At 59.3% G+C, this 18,432-nt stretch carries 17 protein-coding genes; 9 read left to right on the top strand and 8 right to left on the bottom strand.

The features are described from left to right. Positions 1-510 precede the first annotated feature (510 nt). Positions 511-762 (top strand): outer membrane lipoprotei OprI, encoded by a 252-nt coding sequence (gene oprI / locus B9N88_RS24500; protein WP_003172710.1) that lies wholly within the window; start codon positions 511-513, stop codon positions 760-762. Positions 763-899: 137 nt separating this feature from the next. On the opposite strand, the gene B9N88_RS24495 is transcribed toward oprI, so the two are convergent. The 3 genes from B9N88_RS24495 to B9N88_RS24485 all read right to left on the bottom strand — a co-directional run bounded on the left by B9N88_RS24495 (position 900) and on the right by B9N88_RS24485 (position 2,899). Then, positions 900-1,868: a L,D-transpeptidase family protein gene (locus B9N88_RS24495; protein WP_027606975.1), complete on the bottom strand. Its 969-nt coding sequence runs from the start codon at positions 1,866-1,868 to the stop codon at positions 900-902. A gap of 73 nt (positions 1,869-1,941) precedes the next feature. Continuing rightward, a complete protein-coding gene (locus B9N88_RS24490; protein ID WP_003172705.1) occupies positions 1,942-2,235 on the bottom strand; it encodes a hypothetical protein in 294 nt (97 codons plus the stop codon). A 58-nt stretch (positions 2,236-2,293) separates the two neighbouring features. Further along, positions 2,294-2,899 carry an arylesterase gene (locus tag B9N88_RS24485; protein WP_027606974.1) on the bottom strand — a complete coding sequence of 202 codons (606 nt, stop codon included), beginning with the start codon at positions 2,897-2,899 and terminating at the stop codon, positions 2,294-2,296. Positions 2,900-2,909: 10 nt separating this feature from the next. Here B9N88_RS24485 and B9N88_RS24480 point away from each other — a divergent pair, with 10 nt between their 5' ends. Both B9N88_RS24480 and B9N88_RS24475 read left to right on the top strand, forming a co-directional pair. After that, a complete protein-coding gene (locus B9N88_RS24480; protein ID WP_005786391.1) occupies positions 2,910-3,593 on the top strand; it encodes an ABC transporter ATP-binding protein in 684 nt (227 codons plus the stop codon). Continuing rightward, positions 3,593-6,103: an ABC transporter permease gene (locus B9N88_RS24475; protein WP_027606973.1), complete on the top strand. Its 2,511-nt coding sequence runs from the start codon at positions 3,593-3,595 to the stop codon at positions 6,101-6,103. The genes B9N88_RS24480 and B9N88_RS24475 overlap by 1 nt, the downstream gene beginning before the upstream one ends. A gap of 45 nt (positions 6,104-6,148) precedes the next feature. Here B9N88_RS24475 and greB read toward each other — a convergent pair whose 3' ends face one another. Beyond that, entirely contained in the window at positions 6,149-6,622 is a 474-nt protein-coding gene (gene greB, locus B9N88_RS24470; protein WP_027606972.1) for a transcription elongation factor GreB, read from the bottom strand. 113 nt (positions 6,623-6,735) lie between these two features. Next, complete coding sequence (locus B9N88_RS24465) at positions 6,736-7,719, bottom strand: hypothetical protein (RefSeq protein WP_027606971.1); 984 nt, start codon at positions 7,717-7,719, stop codon at positions 6,736-6,738. A gap of 210 nt (positions 7,720-7,929) precedes the next feature. On the opposite strand from B9N88_RS24465, the gene B9N88_RS24460 reads away from it, so the two are divergent. Genes B9N88_RS24460 through B9N88_RS24450 form a run of 3 tightly spaced genes read left to right on the top strand, consistent with a single transcriptional unit; the run spans position 7,930 to position 11,339 of the window. Then, positions 7,930-8,856 (top strand): ABC transporter ATP-binding protein, encoded by a 927-nt coding sequence (locus tag B9N88_RS24460; protein ID WP_027606970.1) that lies wholly within the window; start codon positions 7,930-7,932, stop codon positions 8,854-8,856. Beyond that, positions 8,853-9,578 carry an ABC-2 transporter permease gene (locus B9N88_RS24455; protein ID WP_027606969.1) on the top strand — a complete coding sequence of 242 codons (726 nt, stop codon included), beginning with the start codon at positions 8,853-8,855 and terminating at the stop codon, positions 9,576-9,578. Before B9N88_RS24460 ends, B9N88_RS24455 begins: the two co-directional genes overlap by 4 nt. 15 nt (positions 9,579-9,593) lie before the next feature. Beyond that, a complete protein-coding gene (locus B9N88_RS24450) occupies positions 9,594-11,339 on the top strand; it encodes a Gldg family protein (RefSeq protein WP_027606968.1) in 1,746 nt (581 codons plus the stop codon). 2 nt (positions 11,340-11,341) lie between these two features. On the opposite strand, the gene B9N88_RS24445 is transcribed toward B9N88_RS24450, so the two are convergent. From B9N88_RS24445 to B9N88_RS24435, 3 genes are all read right to left on the bottom strand, one after another. Continuing rightward, entirely contained in the window at positions 11,342-11,650 is a 309-nt protein-coding gene (locus tag B9N88_RS24445; protein ID WP_065924423.1) for a hypothetical protein, read from the bottom strand. Between the two features lie 261 nt (positions 11,651-11,911). Then, on the bottom strand, positions 11,912-12,346 hold the full coding sequence (locus B9N88_RS24440) for a DoxX family protein (protein ID WP_027606966.1): 435 nt from the start codon (positions 12,344-12,346) through the stop codon (positions 11,912-11,914). A gap of 103 nt (positions 12,347-12,449) precedes the next feature. After that, positions 12,450-13,871: an MltF family protein gene (locus tag B9N88_RS24435; protein ID WP_027606965.1), complete on the bottom strand. Its 1,422-nt coding sequence runs from the start codon at positions 13,869-13,871 to the stop codon at positions 12,450-12,452. Between the two features lie 236 nt (positions 13,872-14,107). Between B9N88_RS24435 and B9N88_RS24430 the strand changes: the two genes are divergently transcribed. The 3 genes from B9N88_RS24430 to B9N88_RS24420 all read left to right on the top strand — a co-directional run. Beyond that, entirely contained in the window at positions 14,108-14,914 is an 807-nt protein-coding gene (locus tag B9N88_RS24430; RefSeq protein ID WP_027606964.1) for a TatD family hydrolase, read from the top strand. Positions 14,915-15,010: 96 nt separating this feature from the next. Further along, complete coding sequence (locus B9N88_RS24425) at positions 15,011-16,492, top strand: methyl-accepting chemotaxis protein (protein WP_027606963.1); 1,482 nt, start codon at positions 15,011-15,013, stop codon at positions 16,490-16,492. A 198-nt stretch (positions 16,493-16,690) separates the two neighbouring features. Further along, on the top strand, positions 16,691-18,432 hold a 1,742-nt coding region (locus tag B9N88_RS24420), incomplete at its 3' end, for a DUF6531 domain-containing protein (RefSeq protein WP_043293704.1).

Here is an 18,432-nt window from a genome sequence, read left to right as displayed (position 1 = left end):
ACCTTGAGCGCTCACAACCAGCACGTAGGGAATAGTAGGCAGCAATCCTGTAATTGCTCAAGGCGTGCCCGTCATCCCTGCCGCTGGTGGATATAGAAAGGGCCTCGATCAACCGGTGACCGAAAGCCTGAACATTGCCGGCAGTTGAACCTTGAGACGAACAGGCGCTCTTAAAGTCACCTCTACATGCGTAAAAGATGCTCGGGCAAGCATCCTCAAGCCTAACCAAAGTGTCGGCGTGGATATATAAATTTTCATCTGGTTGCCAGGCCCGGCACATGCGGGCTGGCCCTTTCAGCCTGGATCCAATTTTCATCCGAATGAAAAAAACTGGACAGTTTTTATACAAACCTCAAAAAGGTTAGCCAAAATAGATTCGGTACAAGAATTTTTTTTGCTTCTTGCGCTACGTCAGTTTACTTACTACAAGTAATGGGTAGTATGTACGCCGGCTATTAGCTCACTCTGAGAAAGTAGCCATTTAATAGAAAGTCCTTGAAGGGGAACACGATGAACAACGTTCTGAAATTCTCTGCTCTGGCTCTGGCCGCAGTTCTGGCTACCGGTTGCAGCAGCGTCTCCAAAGAAACCGAAGCTCGTCTGACTGCAACTGAAGACGCAGCAGCTCGCTCCCAGGCCCGTGCAGACGAAGCCTACCGTAAAGCTGATGAAGCTCTGGCTGCTGCTCAAAAAGCACAACAGACTGCTGACGAAGCTAACGAGCGCGCTCTGCGTATGCTTGAAAAAGCTAGCCGCAAGTAATAATCCCTCGGGATTGTTATCAAGCCGATCCATTCTTGGATCGGCTTTTTATTGCCTGCGATTCGGACCAGAACCCCGCGCAATAAAAAGCCCGCCGCAGCGCAAGGCCGTGGCGGGCTCAGCAGCGGACCGGACGCTTATTGCTGCAGGTCGATCGGCGCGCTGGAAGCTATCGGTGCAGCACCTGGCACACCGATCTCGGTGGGCAGGCCATCTTCGGCCGCGACCACATCACGCACCTGATCCCAGTTCACCCGCAAGTTATTGGCCAGGTCTTCACGCTTGAGCAAGGCGTTGATCACTGCCGTGTGCTTGTCGACCACCGACGGCGTGCCATCGTCGTTCAAGGGCGTATGCGCCTCGAGGTAGACCTTGCCGCCGCTGCTGCCGAACTTGTAGGCATCGTTGATGATGCGCACCGACGTCCCCACCGGGACCATGCCGGCCATTTCCAGCACGTTGTTGTTGAACATGCGGAAGCAGCCGTGGCTGGTACGGGTGCCGATGCCGAACTTCATGTTGGAACCGTGGATGAGGTAACCCGGCGTTCCCAGGGTGAACTTGAACGGCCCCAGGGGGTTGTCCGGGCCGGCCGGCACCACATTGGGCAACGGGTCGCCGTTGGCGGCGTGCTCGGCCTTGATCGAGGCCGGCGGCGTCCAGGTCGGGTTCGGCGTCTTGGCGATGATGCTGGTGTGCGCAATGGGCGAGCCCCAGCCTTCACGGCCAATCCCAAGCGGGAAGGTGTAGACCACGTCCTGCCCCTTGGGGAAGTAGTAGAGCCGGTATTCCGCCAGGTTGATAACGATGCCCTCACGGGGGCCCGGCGGCAGGATGAAGCGCGTCGGCAGGACGATCTCGGTCCCCGCCCCCGGCAACCAGGCATCGACGCCCGGATTGGCCGCGACCATTTCCGAATAGCCCAGGTCGTAGGTGGTACCCAGGTCGGCAAAGGTGTCTTCGTACTTGGCCTTGATCACCTGGACCTGCCCGACGATGTCTTCGCCGGGTGGAGGCAGGGGCAACTGCAAGGCGGCGGCAGGACCGGCCGCACACAAGGCAGCAAGAGACAGGCAGCAGGTGACGACGGAAAGGCGCGACAACATCCGGAAAATCCTTCGCAGAACGACGGGTAGGTAAAAATCGATTGTATACGTGAAGCGGACTTCTAGCTGCCCCCTACAACTCGAAACGCAACTCGGGCCAGATTGGCGGCGTGCCACGCTTCTGCGACTCCAGGATCGCCCGGCACAAAGGGCACAGGCGCTGGTCCTGGAAAATCGAACGGTCGACCAGGGACCAACGCGGCTGCGCCGGCAATAACGTACCGCACAGGGTGCGGTCGATGGAGCCGCCCAGTTCCAATTGACGCGTCACCAGATGCACCCGCACTTCCTGGCAGGCGAACAGATCCAGCTGCTCGTCCGGCTCGATCAGTTGGTAGTTAAACAGGGACCAGGCAGGACGCGACATCGGGGGCTCCAGATCGGGGGGGCGCCACCTTAGCCGAAAGCCTGCCGGTAGAAAAGCGTCATAGCAGCGGTTTTAGCGTCGGCCAGACATTTTCCAGCAATTTGCCCTGGGCGCCGACAGCCGGGTGCAGTCCATCAGCCTGCATCAACGCCGGGTTGCCACCGATACCCTCCAGGAAAAATGGCACCAACGGCACCTTTTTGGCCGTTGCGACGTCATTGAATACCTTGGCGAATGCATCGACATAGCGCTTCCCGTAATTGGGCGGAATCTGCATGCCCAGCAACAGTACCTTCGCACCGCTGGCCTGGGACTGCTCGATCATCGACGCAAGATTTTGTTGCAATTGCGCCGGCGGCTGCCCGCGCAAGCCGTCGTTACCACCCAATTCGATTACCACCACGTCCGGCTTATGCGCTGCGAGCGCCGCCGGCAGGCGCGCGAGGCCTCCGGCACTGGTGTCGCCGCTGATGGAGGCATTGACCACTTTATCGTCGAAACCTTCCTTCTTGAGCCGTTGCTGCAGCAATGCGACCCACCCTTTGCTGGTATCCAGGCCGAAACCGGCACTGATACTATCGCCAACGATCAGGACTGTACCCGCCGCTGCGTTCTGGGCCATGCACATCAAGGCCAGGCCAGCACTCAAAAACCACATTCGCATCGGATTCTCCATGGGCGCAAGCATTCTCACCGCGCGGAACCTCAGCAAAGTGGTTCCCAGCGCGGAAGGTGAACTGACTATCCTGCACGAACTGAGCCTGGAACTGAACAAGGGCGATAGCCTGGCTATCGTCGGCAGCTCCGGCTCCGGTAAATCCACCCTCCTCGGCCTGCTCGCCGGCCTCGACCTGCCCAGCAGCGGTGAAGTCACCCTCGCCGGCCAGGCGCTCAGCACCCTCGACGAAGACCAGCGCGCACGCATCCGTGCCGAACACGTAGGCTTTGTGTTCCAGTCGTTTCAACTGCTCGACAGCCTCAATGCGCTGGAGAACGTCATGCTGCCGCTGGAGCTGGATGGCCGCAAGGACGCCCGCGAACGCGCCAGACACCTGCTGGAGCGCGTGGGCCTCGGCCAGCGCCTGACCCATTCCCCACGCCAGCTTTCCGGGGGCGAACAGCAACGGGTGGCGATTGCCCGCGCCTTTGCCGCCGAACCGGACGTGCTGTTTGCCGATGAGCCCACCGGCAACCTCGACAGCCACACCGGCGAGCGCATCAGCGACCTGCTGTTCGAGCTCAATAAAGAAAGCGGCACGACCCTGGTGCTGGTGACCCATGACGAGCGCCTGGCTCATCGTTGCCGACGCCTGATCCGCCTTGAAGCCGGCCTGATGGTCGCCCCCCTGGAGCCTTGATGGCACGTTTGCCGCTGTTGCGCCTGTTCAGCCTTGCCCTGCGCCAATTACTGCGCGATGCCCGCGCCGGCGAATTGCGTGTGTTGTTCTTCGCCCTGTTGGTGGCCGTGGCCGCCAGTACCGCCATCGGTTATTTCGGCGCCCGCCTCAACGGCGCCATGCTGTTGCGCGCCACGGAGTTCCTCGGCGCCGACCTGGTACTCGAAGGCAGCTCACCGGCCCGCCCCGAACAAATCAGATCCGGGACCGAACTGGGCCTGGATCACGCCCGTGTGGTTGAGTTTTCCAGCGTCATTGCCACCGATAATGGTATCCAGCTCTCCAGCATCAAGGCGGTCAACGAGCAGTATCCGCTACGCGGTCAACTCAAGAGCGCAGCAGCCCCCTTTGGGGACGAAACCCCGGGCGGCGGGCCGAAACCCGGTGAAGCCTGGGTCGAGTCGCGGCTGCTGACGGCACTGGACCTGAACGTCGGCGACACTATCGATGTGGGTATGAAGACCTTGCGCCTGGCACGCGTACTGACCTACGAGCCGGATCGCGCCGGCAACTTCTATAGCCTGACGCCCAGGGTGATGATCAACCTGGCGGACCTGGACGCCACCGGCGTAGTCCAGCCAGGCAGTCGCGTCAGCTACCGCGAGTTGTGGCGTGGCCCGCAGGCCAGCACCGCGCTGCAAACCTATCGTGACCTGATCAAGCCGGGGCTCGCTGCCAACCAGCGTCTTCAGGATTCACGGGACGGCAACCAGCAGATCGGCGGCGCCCTGGGCAAAGCCGAGCGCTACCTGAACATGGCCAGCCTGGTGGCCGTGCTGTTGGCCGGCGTCGCCGTGGCCCTGTCGGCCAACCGCTTTGCCACCCGCCGTTTCGACGCCAGTGCGTTGCTACGTTGCCTTGGGTTATCGCGACTCGAGGCCATGTTGCTGTTCAGCCTGCAATTGAGCGTACTGGGGTTGCTGGCGAGCCTGGCCGGCGCCCTGCTCGGTTGGCTGGCACAGTTTGGCCTGTTCTATTTCCTGCACGACCTGTTGCCGGCGGATGTTCCGCCTGGTGGACTGTTGCCGGCCATTGCCGGGATCGGCACCGGGCTGGTTGCTCTCGCGGGATTCGCGCTGCCACCGTTGGCCGCCCTCGGTCGCGTGCCGCCGCTGCGAGTGCTGAGGCGCGACCTGCTGCCTATCCCGTCCAGCACCTGGATGGTCTACGGCGCCGCGTTGTTCGCCCTGGGCCTGATCATGTGGCGCCTGAGCCTCGACCTGGTGCTGACCTTCGCCCTGCTGGGCGGCGGCGTGGTTGCCGCGCTGGTTCTGGGGGGCTTGCTTCTGCTGCTGTTGCAAAGCCTGCGACGCCTGTTGGCCCGGGCCTCCCTGCCGTGGCGCCTGGGCCTGGGCCAATTGCTGCGCCACCCGCTGGCGGCGGCGGGCCAGTCCCTGGCATTCGGCCTGATCCTGTTGTCCATGGGCTTGATCGCCCTGCTGCGTGGCGAATTGCTGGACACCTGGCAAAACCAGCTGCCCAAGGACGCCCCCAACTATTTCGCCTTGAATATCCTGCCGGCCGATAAGGACGCCTTTGGTGCCCGCCTGCTGGAAGTGCAGGCGCAATCCGCGCCGCTGTACCCGGTCGTGCCAGGTCGGTTGATCAGTATCAATGGCGAGCCGGTACAGGAAATAGTCAGCAAGGACTCCAGCGGTGACCGCGCCGTACAACGGGACTTGAGCCTGACCTGGGCCGCCGACCTGCCGCCGGGCAATACCCTGACCGAAGGCTCATGGTGGTCGCAACAACCCCCCGATGGAATGCCCGGAGTCTCGGTAGAAGCCAAGGTCGCGCAGAGCCTCAAGCTCAAGTTGAACGATCACCTGGTGTTCACCATCGCCGGGGAAAACCGTGAGGCGCGGGTTGCCAGCCTGCGAACCATCAACTGGGATAACTTCCAGCCGAACTTCTTCATGATTTTCCAACCGGGAACCTTGACGGACCTGCCGGCCACCTACCTGACCAGCTTCTACCTCGCGCCAGGGCATGATCAGCAGATCGTTGATCTGTCCCGCGCCTTCCCGGCGGTGACCATCCTGCAGGTCGAGGCGCTGCTGGAGCAGCTGCGCAGCATCCTCGCCCAAGTGACACTGGCGGTGGAGTACGTGTTGTTGTTTGTGCTGGCCGCTGGGATGGCGGTGCTGTTCTCCGGCCTGCAAGCCACCTTGGATGAGCGCATTCGCCAAGGTGCACTGCTCCGGGCACTGGGCGCGGAGCGCAAGCTGCTGGTCAAGGCGCGGCGCATCGAGTTCGGCTTGCTGGGCGCAGTCAGCGGCTTGCTGGCGGCGCTGGGTACCGAGTTGGTGACGTGGGTGCTGTACCGCTATGCCTTCGACCTGGCCTGGCAACCGCACCCCTGGCTGTTGCTGCTGCCTCTGATCGGCGCCGTATTGATCGGCGGTGCCGGGGTGTTCGGCACGCGCCGTGCGCTGAATGCCAGCCCGCTGACGGTTTTGCGCGAGGGCTGAGCGGTCAATGACCCGCCTGCCTTACGGGGGGCGGGTCAACGTCGCTTACTTCACGTACTCGATAGCGGTGATCCACCAGCACACCTCGCCTCCCGGGGTCTGCACAATGGCCTCATCGTCGACTTCCTTGCGCAGCAGCGCACGGGCCATCGGTGAATCGATGGAGATATAGTCCATCCGATCATAAATCTCGTCATAGCCGACGATACGGAAACGCTTGGTCTCGCCCTGTTCGTTTTCAATCTCGACCCAGGCGCCGAAAAACACCTTCCCTTCCTGCTCGGGCATGTATTCCACCACACGCATGTCTTCCAGGCGCTTGCGCAAGTAACGCACCCGCCGGTCGATTTCGCGCAGCAGCTTCTTGTTGTACTGGTAGTCGGCATTCTCGCTGCGATCCCCCAGGGAAGCAGCCCATGTCACCTTGCGCGTGGTATCCGGGCGCTTTTCGCGCCACAGGTAATCCAACTCTTTCTTCAGCGCTTCATGACCTTCTTTGGTTATCAGCTTGGTACTCAAACGCATGCATCCCCAGGCTATGTCCATAGGTACCGATAAGGCAGGAAATCACATCCAGGCGTCGGTTCGCTGGCGCTGATGATAAATGAACCCAGGAAAGTAGCCAGGCCTGTCTAGCTATCCAACGTCTGATCCAATTCAAGCAGCACGCCCCGCAAGCTCTGGCGTAAGCTCGAGACTTGCGAGGTCATCACCTTCAGGGCTTCGGTCCGTTGACTGACGGCCAGGGACTGGTCATGCAGTTGAGCGGTGCGCTGCTCCAGATCCCGGACCCTTTCATCCAACTGGGTTTGCTCCTGCTGCAAGCGGGCCTGCCATTGATCAAGCGCGGTTTCCCTCTCCGACGCAGCGAGTTTCTGTTGGGCCAGCTCCTGAGCAACACGAGCCAGGTTGGTCAGCGTACTGCCTACTTCAAACAAGTGGTCGTCGTCCGCGGGCGCCGAAAGCTTCGGCTGCGCCGGGGCGCTTGGCTCATTCAGGACAACAGGTACATCCTGGACAATGGCCACAGGCGCGTCGACCAACATCTGCCGGGGCTCTTCTACGACAGGTTCAGGTACGGGAAGCGGAGTAGGCTCGGGTGGATTCGCCCCCCTGACAGATGAACTCATTTTCGACGAGAAACGAATGGAAGGCACAATTAATGAAGCACTTTCGATTGCCGGCAGCACCGGCGCAGACATTCCCAGGGAGATCACTTTCATCACCAGGGCCTTCTTGATGATCACCGAATGATGCTCTTCGGGCCTCGCAGGCGGCAGCTTGCAGCCTTTTAAATCGATAAAATGATAAGGCACCTGAGTTTCGGTAACACCGGCTTTAGTGCCTGCCGCCGCCGAGGTAAGAATTTGCTTGAAAACATGCATTGCCACATGCAGGTCCTCCTTGGACTCCACTCCCCCCAGAAAATACCGATCAAGTTTTTTGCGCAAGGCTGCGACATACACCCTGGAACTCGCCGGCTCAACCTCTTCATCCAAGCTATAAACAAGAAAGTTGGAGGCAATCTGGCCTACAGCAAACCCACAGAGCAATGCACCGTTAACCGGAGCATCTTGACCGTCGCGTTCAAGAACAAGGGTACGTAGAAGCATCATGGTGATCGGGCCTCATTACAAAATTCGAAAAGTCTCTATAACCTTCAGACCATCACTCAATAATTAAAGGTTAAAAACACAAAACAATTGTTTCAGCGACTTGCCTAGCGCGCCCGTAGGATTTTTCCTATTAATGCTGAGCGGCGTTCCCAAAAACAGATATTGCTCGTACCCTTTTCAAACTCTCCCTCCACGACCACACCACGCTAAATGATCGAAATCATCAACCTGACAAAACATTTAAACAATAAGAAAATAATCAGCGATTTTTCATTCAGCGCAAACAAACAGGAATGCCTGGGACTATTCGGAGAAAATCCTACAGTTAAAACGGCCCTTCTCGACGTAATATCGGGCTCGACCACGCCTTCCAGCGGGCATATAAACATCCAAGGCTTCAATACTAAAGCCCATCCATTAAGAGCAAAAAAACTCATCGGCTACCAACTTCACAGATGCGTCAGTCATCCTACGATGTCGGTTAAAGAATTCCTTGACTACATCGCGGCCCTTCGCGGACTGCGCGGCACCGAAAAACGCGCACAGGTGGACTATGCCGCTACGCAACTGGAGTTGTTGCCGGTGCTCAACGCTCCCCTCGAGGCTCTCTCCATCGGTTTGAAGCGCAAAGTCACCATTGCCCAGGCCATCCTGCACGCCCCTGCCTTGCTATTACTGGATGAACCGACCGAGGGGCTGGCACCTGATCAGAAATACAAATTCAGGAGCCTCATCCAGTCATTGACGCAAGAAATGACCGTGATCGTCGCTTCCCGACACTGCGATGAATTATCCGAACTCTGTACACGCGCCCTGGTGATCGCAGGTGATCGCCTGGTGGCCGATACCCCCATGCCAGATCTGCAACGCGACTCTCGCCATTTCCAGGCGGTCACCCTCGCCGCAGATGCCCCCTTGGACCTGCTGGCTCTCGCCGTACTGCCGGGGGTGGCAGGCATCGAAGAACATCGGCACGCACCCGGCACGGTGACCGTCCTGGCCATGCCGGGGCACACCATCTACCCCCATATCAATACGCTCATTGCCAATCGTCGCTGGAAAATCAACTCACTGAGCCTGGAGCCTGGTCGCCTCAGCGACGTAGTTCATTATCTGAGCCGAGAGACTCCCCTTTGAAACTGCTGCCCGTCATATTCAAGCGTCAACTCGTCCACTATGCCGGTACACCCGGCACCTATCTGAGCATTGCCATTTTTTCAGTACTGTCCGTGGCATTGGGGTTGCACATGAGCGCCTGGCCAGAACAGGACAGCAGTCACTTGCAGGTTTTCTTCCAGCTACACCCCTGGCTCTATTTATTGCTGATTCCAGTACTGGCGGCACAACTCTGGTCGGACGAGTCCAATGCCGGTTTTCTCGACCTGATGAAAACATTACCCATCACCACGTTTGAATGGGTTATCGGCAAATTTCTAGCAGCCTGGGTCGTGGCGGCCACAGCCCTGATATTGACCTTCCCTCTCGTGATCATTGCCAACTACCTGGGAGTGGCGGACAACAGCGTTATTGCCTCGCAATTTATATCGAGCTGGCTACTGGCGGGCAGTTATCTAGCCGTCGGTTGTTTTATTTTCACACTGGTACGGCAACGCACTGCCCTTTTCATACTGACTGTAGGCTTTATGCTTATCGTCAGCGCACTCTCTTATTTGCTCGATGCACTTGAACATCAAGCCCCCATCTGGGCGGTGGACAGCCTGGTCTCCCTCAGCCCTTTTTCGAGGTACAGCGCTATCGACAATGGAAAGTTCACGCTTCGTGACATGCTTTACTTCATCAGCATGATCTTGGCCTTTCTCGCAGCGACGACCGTCACTCTCAACTATAGACACAGCTGAGAAGGAAAGCCCTCCATGCGACCTACTCTGCGCACCGGCATGACACTCACTGTTATCCTGTTACTATTCCTGGCGTTTAACTTAGTTTGGGTAGGAAAAATTCCAAATATCCGATGGGACTTCTCACAAGGAAAAACGCATACCCTATCGCCTCAAGTACGACAGTTACTCGCGTCATTGGAAAACCCTGTGGATTTGTATTATTTCAATGCCCATGACAGCCCTGGACGAAGCTACACCTTGAAACGCTATGGCAAGCGCATCGAAGACCGGTTGATGGAGTACGAAAAAGCAGCAAAAGGCATGATCAACCTGCACCTTATTGATCCCATGCCTTTTTCAGAGGACGCCTACAAAGCCAGGTTGTTTGGCCTCGACGACAATGCGGGATTCATGGGCCTGATCGGCACCCGAGCCGGCTATGGAGCGCAACGCATCGAATCATTCAGCCTGGATCGTGAGCCATTGCTCGAATATGAAATCAGTCATTTGATCTACAAGTTGCAGCATCCGGAGCGCCCCGCTATCGGACTGCTGTCAGGGCTCGCGATGGGAGAATCCGCGGGCCGATTGTTGAAGGAACTGCAGCGACATTTCAACCTGGTCAATCTGGGAGCAAGCACCGAGCGCGTGCCGGAACAGGTCAAGACGCTCATGGTCGTGCATCCACAGGCGCTGCCTGAACAATCGTTATATGCGGTTGAACAATTTGTATTGAAGGGCGGTAAATTGATGGCATTTATCGACCCGTTTAGCGAGCAAAGCTCGAACACCCCATCCGCCAATACCCGACTGACTGATTTGCTTGCCGCTTGGGGAATACAGATGCCGGCGAACAAGTTTCTGCTCGATCACCGCTACGCCGCGTCGCACACACCTGTGAAAGGGAAGTTCACAGTGCAGCATCCGGGCAGGTTGAACCTGCCCCGGCAGGCAATGAACACAGGCGATCCGAGCACCTGGAAATTGAATAACGTGACGGTATCAAGCAGCGGCGTGCTGTTTCGCCGCCAGAAAGGCCGCACGACGCTGACCCCTCTCCTGCAAAGCTCCCTGCAATCCGAGTTGCAGGAAACCGACCGGCTTGCCTCGGCAACCGAGCTCGATTCAACGGCCGATGAGGCCTCCAGCCAAACACAACGCCATGTGATTGCAGCCCGTATAGAGGGGCCTGCCTATTCAGCATTCCTCGATGACGTGGAAGGACAGCCGGCAGCAGTGCAAAAAGCGGCGCAGATCCATGTGGTGGTAGTCGCCGACACTGATTTGCTCACGGATCAAGTCAATAGCCCAGCGCCCGACAGCAACACACTGTTTATCTTGAATACGCTGGATAACTTGTCCGCCAGTGATGTACTGACCAATATTCGCCCGCACGCGTCGACGCAAAGATCGCCAAACAGGCTGGAACGGATGCGCGACAGCGCCGTACACGCCTACACGCAGAAGGCGACTGAATTGGAACAACGCCTGCTACGGACAGAACATGAATGGCAAATGCTGCGCACAACGGAGGTGCAGCTCGGCTCCCAGACCGTGGACACCACCACCCAATTGGTTGCACTCAACAAGGAGCGACTGCGCTTGCCAATGGAATTACATGCCTTGAAAGCCGAGGCATACGCGCAGGTACATCGCCTGGAGTTCGCCATAAAAATGCTCGTGGCACTGGCGATACCCCTGATGCTATGCCTGGTTGCCTGGGTGGTTTTCCTGTGCAATCGACGGCGTCGACTACAGGCGAGCGTCGCGCTCTACTGAGTTCAACGCCTGGCAATCAGCCCCTGCCGGGCAATGCGGGTCAATTGTCGGATGACTTCCTGCGCGTCGCTGGCGCTGGGGGCCTGGATAACCGCAAGATCGAAGCTGTTATTCGCAAACCGGGCAAGAGAATCGCCATCTTCCACAAACTGAATCAAGAATGCCGATGGCCGTCCGCTGCGACGTGGCCACCCGTCCAGATAACGCAAGAGCGTAGGCTGATGCTTGCCGCCCAGAAGGATTTTTGGATTGCGTTGGGTGAGGTCCGCGGTGATCGGGGCCAGGCGTATCAGGGGGCGTAGTGCATTCATCGTGTCGTGTCTCTGCCTCAAAAGTCTGCGGGCAGGTGAGAGGCAACACCGAACCAGCGCTTTAGCGGTATTTCGAAGTTGCCTCCCCAGGGGAGAACAAGCTTCTGTCGGGTTCTATCAAGACCCAGTGGCGCCCCGCAATTAGCTGTTTAAATCGGCGCATGGGCAGCATCCTAGAGAAGCCGGTGGGGCGGTGTCAAGAATCCCGAGCAACGAAAAGGCCCACACAGTGGTGGGCCTTTTCAGAGTTTTGTGCCGGTGTCAGTTGGCGATGGCGCGGTCGGCAGACAGTTTGCCAGCACCTTCCAGCAGCACCGCCAGGGAGCCGCCCAGCAGGGCCAGTGCGAACTCATAACCGTTGTTGGCCATGAACAAGCCGTTATGGATATGCACCGAGAAGATCGCCACCAGCGACAGAATGGTCAGGCCCAATGCCGCCGGGCGTACCAGCAAACCGATGATCAGTGCCAGGCCGGCAAAGAACTCGGTTCCGCCCGACAGCAGCGCCATCAGGGTACCCGGCGCCAGGCCAATGCTTTCCATCCACTGGGCGGTGCCCGCCAGGCCATAGCCGCCAAACCAACCGAAGAGTTTTTGCGAACCATGGGCGGCAAAGATGATGCCGACGACGATGCGCAGGATGGTCAGGCCGTAGCCGGCACGAGTGGACAGTACGCTTTTGATCATTGGGCTCATGGGGTGGATCCTTTTCGAAGTAGGGGTTGGTTGGCCGCTATATTAATCAGTTTAAGCAATGATAAAAGCGGAAAAACTGCCTGATTAACATCGAAAAAATAGATTATTTCCGTGAGGCGATTTTCGGCGCCTGCGGTTCCAGGGACTCTCGCTCCCGATCGAACGCCAAGTAGTACTTGTTGACGCTATTAACATAGCTGACGCCCCCCATCCCCACCTGCTCCATGGCGATGCGCTCCACCTGGAAGAACCATTGATTGGGGTTCAGTCCCCGACGCCTGGCCTCGGTGCGCATGCCCTGCACCCGCTCCGGCCCCATGTTGTACGCGGCCAATACGAAGGCCATGCGCTCGCGCTCGTTGAGCTTGGGGCTGGCGAAGAATTTGCGACGGATCAACGCCAGGTAACGCGCGCCGGCCTGCACATTGCTGTCGAGACTTTCGATGTTGTTGACGCCCACCCGCTGCGCTGCCGAAGGGGTGATCTGCATCAGGCCGGTAGGGCCGCCGCTGTTGCGCGCACCCGGGTCGAAAGCCGACTCCTTGAACGCCAGCGCCGCGAGGTTCAGCCAGTCCATGCCTTGCTCACGGGCGTGCTTTTGCAATACCGGGCGCAGTTTTTCCAGGCGCTGGCGGTCGACGCGGGCCAGCGGGTTGCGCACCTGGTAGAGGCGCCGATAGATGCGCTGGAATGCCACATCCTGGTCGGACGGCGTGCGATAGGTCTTGAGAAATCGATCAATACTGGCCCGCAGCATCGAGGCATCCTGGCGCACAAACCAGTACTCGTCGCCCGGTTCGCTGATTGCCACCTGCTTGTCGAAGCGCAACTTGGGCAGGATCTTCGACCAGCGCTCAGCAATCGGCTTCTCGACAATAGTCAGGTGAAAAATGCCCGCCTGGACCATCTCCAGCACATCCTCCACCGCCAGGGTCGGGTCCACCCATTCCACCTTGACCGGCGGCTGTTTGTGCAAGGCCAGTTTCTGGTTGACCTGGCTGATGGCATCCGCCGCCGCGCTGCCGGTGGTCAGCGCCAGGGTACGCCCGGACAGTTGCTCCAGCTTGGTAAACCGCCGCTCACCCTTCACCCCCACCAGCCATAACGGCACACCGCTGGCGATCGGATCGCTGGTGCTGATCTTGTGTGCGGCCTTCACATCCAGCAATTCACCGGGGGCCACCAGGTCGCCTTCGCCACGGGCGAGTGCGCCGAGCAGTTGGTCCTTGGCCTTGGGAATGATCTTGAGGTTGATTTCCTGGCCATCACGGGCGTGGCCATTGAGGTATTGCTCGAACGCACGCAAGCGATGGTATTCGACACCGATGGCCTGGCCCTGGACCTCGCCGGAACTGTTACGGCTCTGGTTCACCAGTACACGCAGGGTGCGACTCGAGCGAATCTCCGCCAGGTCGCGCACCTTGCCGGGCCTGGTCACTTCCAGCGGCCCGTCCAGACGCGCGAGCGCCGCCGCGGGCAGCAGCAGCGTCAGGCACAACATAAGCAACGCCGAGGGTCGGATCATCCGCTCTCCGGAAAGAATACTGGCCAACACCCTCGCGAAAAACGAGGCGTTGGGGGTCAGAAACAGAGCGCTTTAAGCGCTGGCAAGACGCGCAACGGTGGCACAGTGCAAGGCGTGCAGCCAATCACGATGTCACTTGCGACGTTCAAAGACAGCTATAACTCGTTGTAGTTCTTCGTTTTTCTTATAAATCTACAGCTCTGATATGCTTTCCGGCCGCAGGCGGAGATAGCACCATGCAACTCATTGATATCGGCGTCAACCTGACCAACCCCAGTTTCGACGAGAAGCACCAGGCCGTTCTCGACCGCGCCTATGCCGCCGGGGTGCAACAATTGGTGCTCACCGGCACCAGCGTCGACGGCAGCGAACAGGCCTTGGAACTGTGCGTCAACCTCGATGACAGCGGCCAGCGCCTGTTCAGCACGGCCGGCATCCACCCCCACTCCGCCAGCGATTGGAACGGCGATAGCGCCAGGCGCCTGCGTGGTTTGCTCAACGAAAGCCGCGTACGTGCGGTGGGCGAATGCGGGCTGGATTTCAATCGGGATTTCTCTCCGCGCCCGCAGCAGGAAAAAGTCCTCGAAGAGCACTTGGCTCTGGCGGTTGAGCTGAAACTGCCGGTGTTTCTCCACGAGCGCGACGCCAACCAGCGCCTGCTGGAGATCCTCAAGGACTACCGCGACCACCTGAGGGCCGCCGTGGTGCATTGCTTCACCGGCGAACAACCGGCGCTGTTCAGCTACCTCGATCTCGATTTGCACATCGGCATTACTGGCTGGATCTGTGATGAGCGCCGTGGGACGCACCTGCATCCGTTGGTCAGGGAAATTCCCCGTGGTCGTCTGATGCTGGAGAGCGATGCGCCCTACCTGCTGCCGCGCACCCTGCGTCCAAAGCCGAAAAACGGCCGTAACGAACCCGCCTACCTGCCGGAAGTGCTGCGCGAAGTCGCCCTGCACCGCAACGAAACGGCCGAGGACCTGGCTCAGCACAGCACCGCCTGTGCCCGCGCGTTTTTTGGGCTGCCTGCCGTGGATTGATGCGGTGCATTGACCCATGTCAAAACCGCTTTGCGGAGTAGCGGCACAATAATGGCACCTTGCCAATGCTGTTTCCGCTATCAGAGAAAACCTTCCATGGGTGCCTGGCTTAGCAATATCTCGCTGAAATACAAATTCTGGGCCGTCAACGCGGTCGCCTTTATCACGACCCTGCTCCTGGTGCTGTACGCCGTGCATCTCGAACAGCAATCGCGCAGCCATGCGTCCCAGGCCTCGGCACAGGCCCAGGCGCAATTGCTCGGAGCCTGGCCGGCCGACAAGGCCCTGCCCAAGAGCGAGCACTGGCTGACGTTTGCCCGCGGCCAAGTCCCACAGCTGGCCGATCAGGATCTGTCAGCCCTGAGCAGCAACACGGGTTGGGTCGAACTCAACCCCATGCCGCTGTTCGGCGAAAACACGCTGATGGGCGCCGAAGTGATCGCCCGCCCTGATGGGCAATACATCGCCGTGCTCGCCCACGCCCCCAGCCTGAGCCAGGTATTCAGTGAACGCTTCGCCAACTATGCCGTGGCGGTGCTGATCCTGATGCTGGCGATGCTCTGCGCCTCGCAATTGCTGATCCGCTTCCTGCTCAGCCAACTCAACACCCTCAAGGACGTGATGCTGCACGTGGAGAAAACCGGCGACCTGTCGGCCCGCGTGCCGTTGGCCTGCAAGGATGAAGTCGGCCAGATGGCCAGCGCCTTCAATGCCATGCAAGCCGGTTATCAGCGCGTGGTCAGCACCGTGGCGCGCACCGCCAGGCTTCTGGACGAGGGTGCCGCTCGATTGGCCAGCAGCATGAACGAGGTACAACACGGCATGCTTGGCCAGCAAAGCGAGACCGACCAGGCCGCCACCGCCATCAACGAAATGACCGCCACCGTCTACCATATCGCTCAACATGCCGGTGCCACCCGCGACTTGTCCCAGGCCGCCGACACCCTCGCTGGCAGCGGTCAGGACGTGGTCACCCGCGTACAGCATTCAATCGCCGGCCTGTCTTCCGGCGTGCAACAGACCGCCGAAATGATCCAGAAACTGGCCGAGGACAGCCAGAAAATCAACAGCGTGGTCAGTGTGATCCACAGCATCGCCGAACAGACCAACCTGCTCGCCCTCAACGCCGCCATCGAAGCTGCTCGCGCCGGGGAAATGGGCCGTGGGTTTGCCGTGGTCGCCGACGAAGTGCGCAACCTGGCCAAGCGCGTGCAAAGCTCCACCGACGAAATCACCCGCATGGTCTCGGCGCTGCAGGCAGGCACCCGCGACGCGGTGGACTTCATGCAGGAAAGCTCGTTCAAGGCCGACGACTGCGTACAACAAGCCCTGGAAGCCGGCACAGCGCTCGCCGAAATCACCAGCGCCGTGGCGCAAATGCGTGAAAGCAACACCCAGATCGCCGTCGCCGCCGAACAGCAAAGCCACGTGGCCGAAGAGATGAACCGCGCAGTGGTGAGCATTCGTGATGTGACCGAGAACACCGTGCAACAGACCGTGGATTCGGCGACCACCAGCAATGAGCTGGCGACGTTGGCTGGTGAGTTGAGCAAGGCGATTGGGCAACTGAAGCTGTAGGGCTTCTCCACCTGTAATCTGACTCCTACGATCGACTCTGCGTTTACCCGAAGTCTTGGCGAACCCTCCTAGCCGTCCTGGCGAATAGCGCCGACTTCTTTACCTGACGAACCTCTCCAAAGTCTCTCGCCTGATCATTCAGTGCGAGGGACCGCCGATGCACCTACCCGTTAATGCCCTGGTTGTCGGGGCTGCCTCTTGATTCCCGTGATTGCCAGCTTTGTCCTGGCCCCCATGGATGCCAAGGCGCCGGACGTTGAGCGCGTCTTCCGTGACTTGCGTGATTGCCTGAACACCTTTGATGAGTGGGCCGAGGGGTTCTTGAGCGCTTCGGCACTGGAAGTGGATCAGGTGTTCAAAGTTGGGGAAGAGGTGGCGCTGGTGGCGCCGGCTTCCTCCAAAACCCCCAGTAACACCGTCGCCAGGTGCGATGCCCAGGGATCGCTGACCCTGGTGCATATGTTCGAAAGCACTCGGTTTGTACCGATCGGCAATACGCCGGTGATGCTGCAAGCCATTGCCCAGGATGGCAGCCCGCTCGGCGCACCACTGCATCGGACCATCGGCCCCGGCGGCATCCTCGAAATCACCGAGTGTGATCGCAACCAGCCGTACCAAATCACCTTCTATCCCAACGTTTCCAAGGATCACGTCAAGGCGCTGTATGCGTCTTATCAATCGGTGATCGCAGGGTTGGAAAGTCGCCTGCATGAGGAATGGACCAAGACTTTCCAGCCCCTGTGGGATGACTTCGCCAACGCTACGCCGCCCGAACGTAGCGCGATGCAAGGTTTGGCGTTTTCAAGCGGGATGGCCAAGGCGCTCTACAACCTGTGGGACAACGTCAAGCAGCTGTATGACTTGTTGGCGGACCTCAAGGCCAACAGCCAGAAGTTGTTGGCCTACATCTCCCAGACTGAACTCGATGAACTGCTGAGGCTGGGCAACGACGCCATCGCAAAGGGGCTGTTGGTGCTCAGCGATGAGCCGCTGCTGTTTATCTACATGTCGGCCATGGTCAGTTGGCTACGCCTGCTGCCGCCGCCCGAGCTGTATGAAGTGCTGGGCGAGATCAGCGGTGAGGTGTTGATCAATCTGTTCCTGATCTGGGCGACCCGTGGCATGGGCGTGCAGATTCGCCTGGGCGCTCAGGTGCTGGGACATATCAAATCCGGACGAGCGCGCAAGTGGCTGGAGAGGCTGGCTGATCAGTTGGTGGGGCCGACGTTGGACGCGCATGTCGAGGCGGTGAAGCCTTTGCTGCTCGGTGGCCCCGCGACAGCGATCAAGACCGTACCGGTGGCACCGTTGAAGGCGGGGGAGCATGTGGTTTCGAACCCCGTGCCGGCGGTTCGTAACAAGACACAGAAGACCGTGTTGGTCAGGCAGGAGCCTGTCGATGATGTGCCTGTTTCGGGGAAAAACCCGAACGGGGATGCGGCGGCTTCTTCGGATAAGACCGTCACCAACGGCTGCCCGGTGTCGATGGTTACCGGGGAGGAATTGCTCACCCTCACCGACGGCACGTTGGATGGGATCTTGCCGTTCGAGTGGACACGGTTGTACCGCACCAGTGCGGTGGAAGTGGATGGCGGGCTGGGGTTTGGCTGGAGTCATTCGCTGGCGCATCGGCTTGCGGTGTCGGGCGATTCCGTCGTTTGGACGGACCATGAGAACCGCTCGATTGAGTTTCCACTACCGACTGTTGCTCGACCCGCCATCACCAATAGCCTCGCGGAAGCAGCGATCTATTTAGGTACGTCGCCGGATGAGTTGGTGTTGGCCCAGGCGTCGCGGTTTTATCACTTTCGCGACGGTGTGCTGGTCTCGATCAGTGATGCGTACGACAACCGGCTGCGGATTTCTCGGGATTTTCTAGGGCGGATTGAGCGGCTGGATAACGGCGCGGGGTGTGCGCTGTTTTTGCGTTACTCGTCCGG

It is taken from the genome of Pseudomonas sp. LAMO17WK12:I1 (assembly GCF_900177315.1).
Classification (GTDB): Bacteria; Pseudomonadota; Gammaproteobacteria; order Pseudomonadales; family Pseudomonadaceae; genus Aquipseudomonas; species Aquipseudomonas marginalis.
Note: the sequence above shows the minus strand (reverse complement) of the source record. Positions and strands in the feature narration are given on the sequence as shown.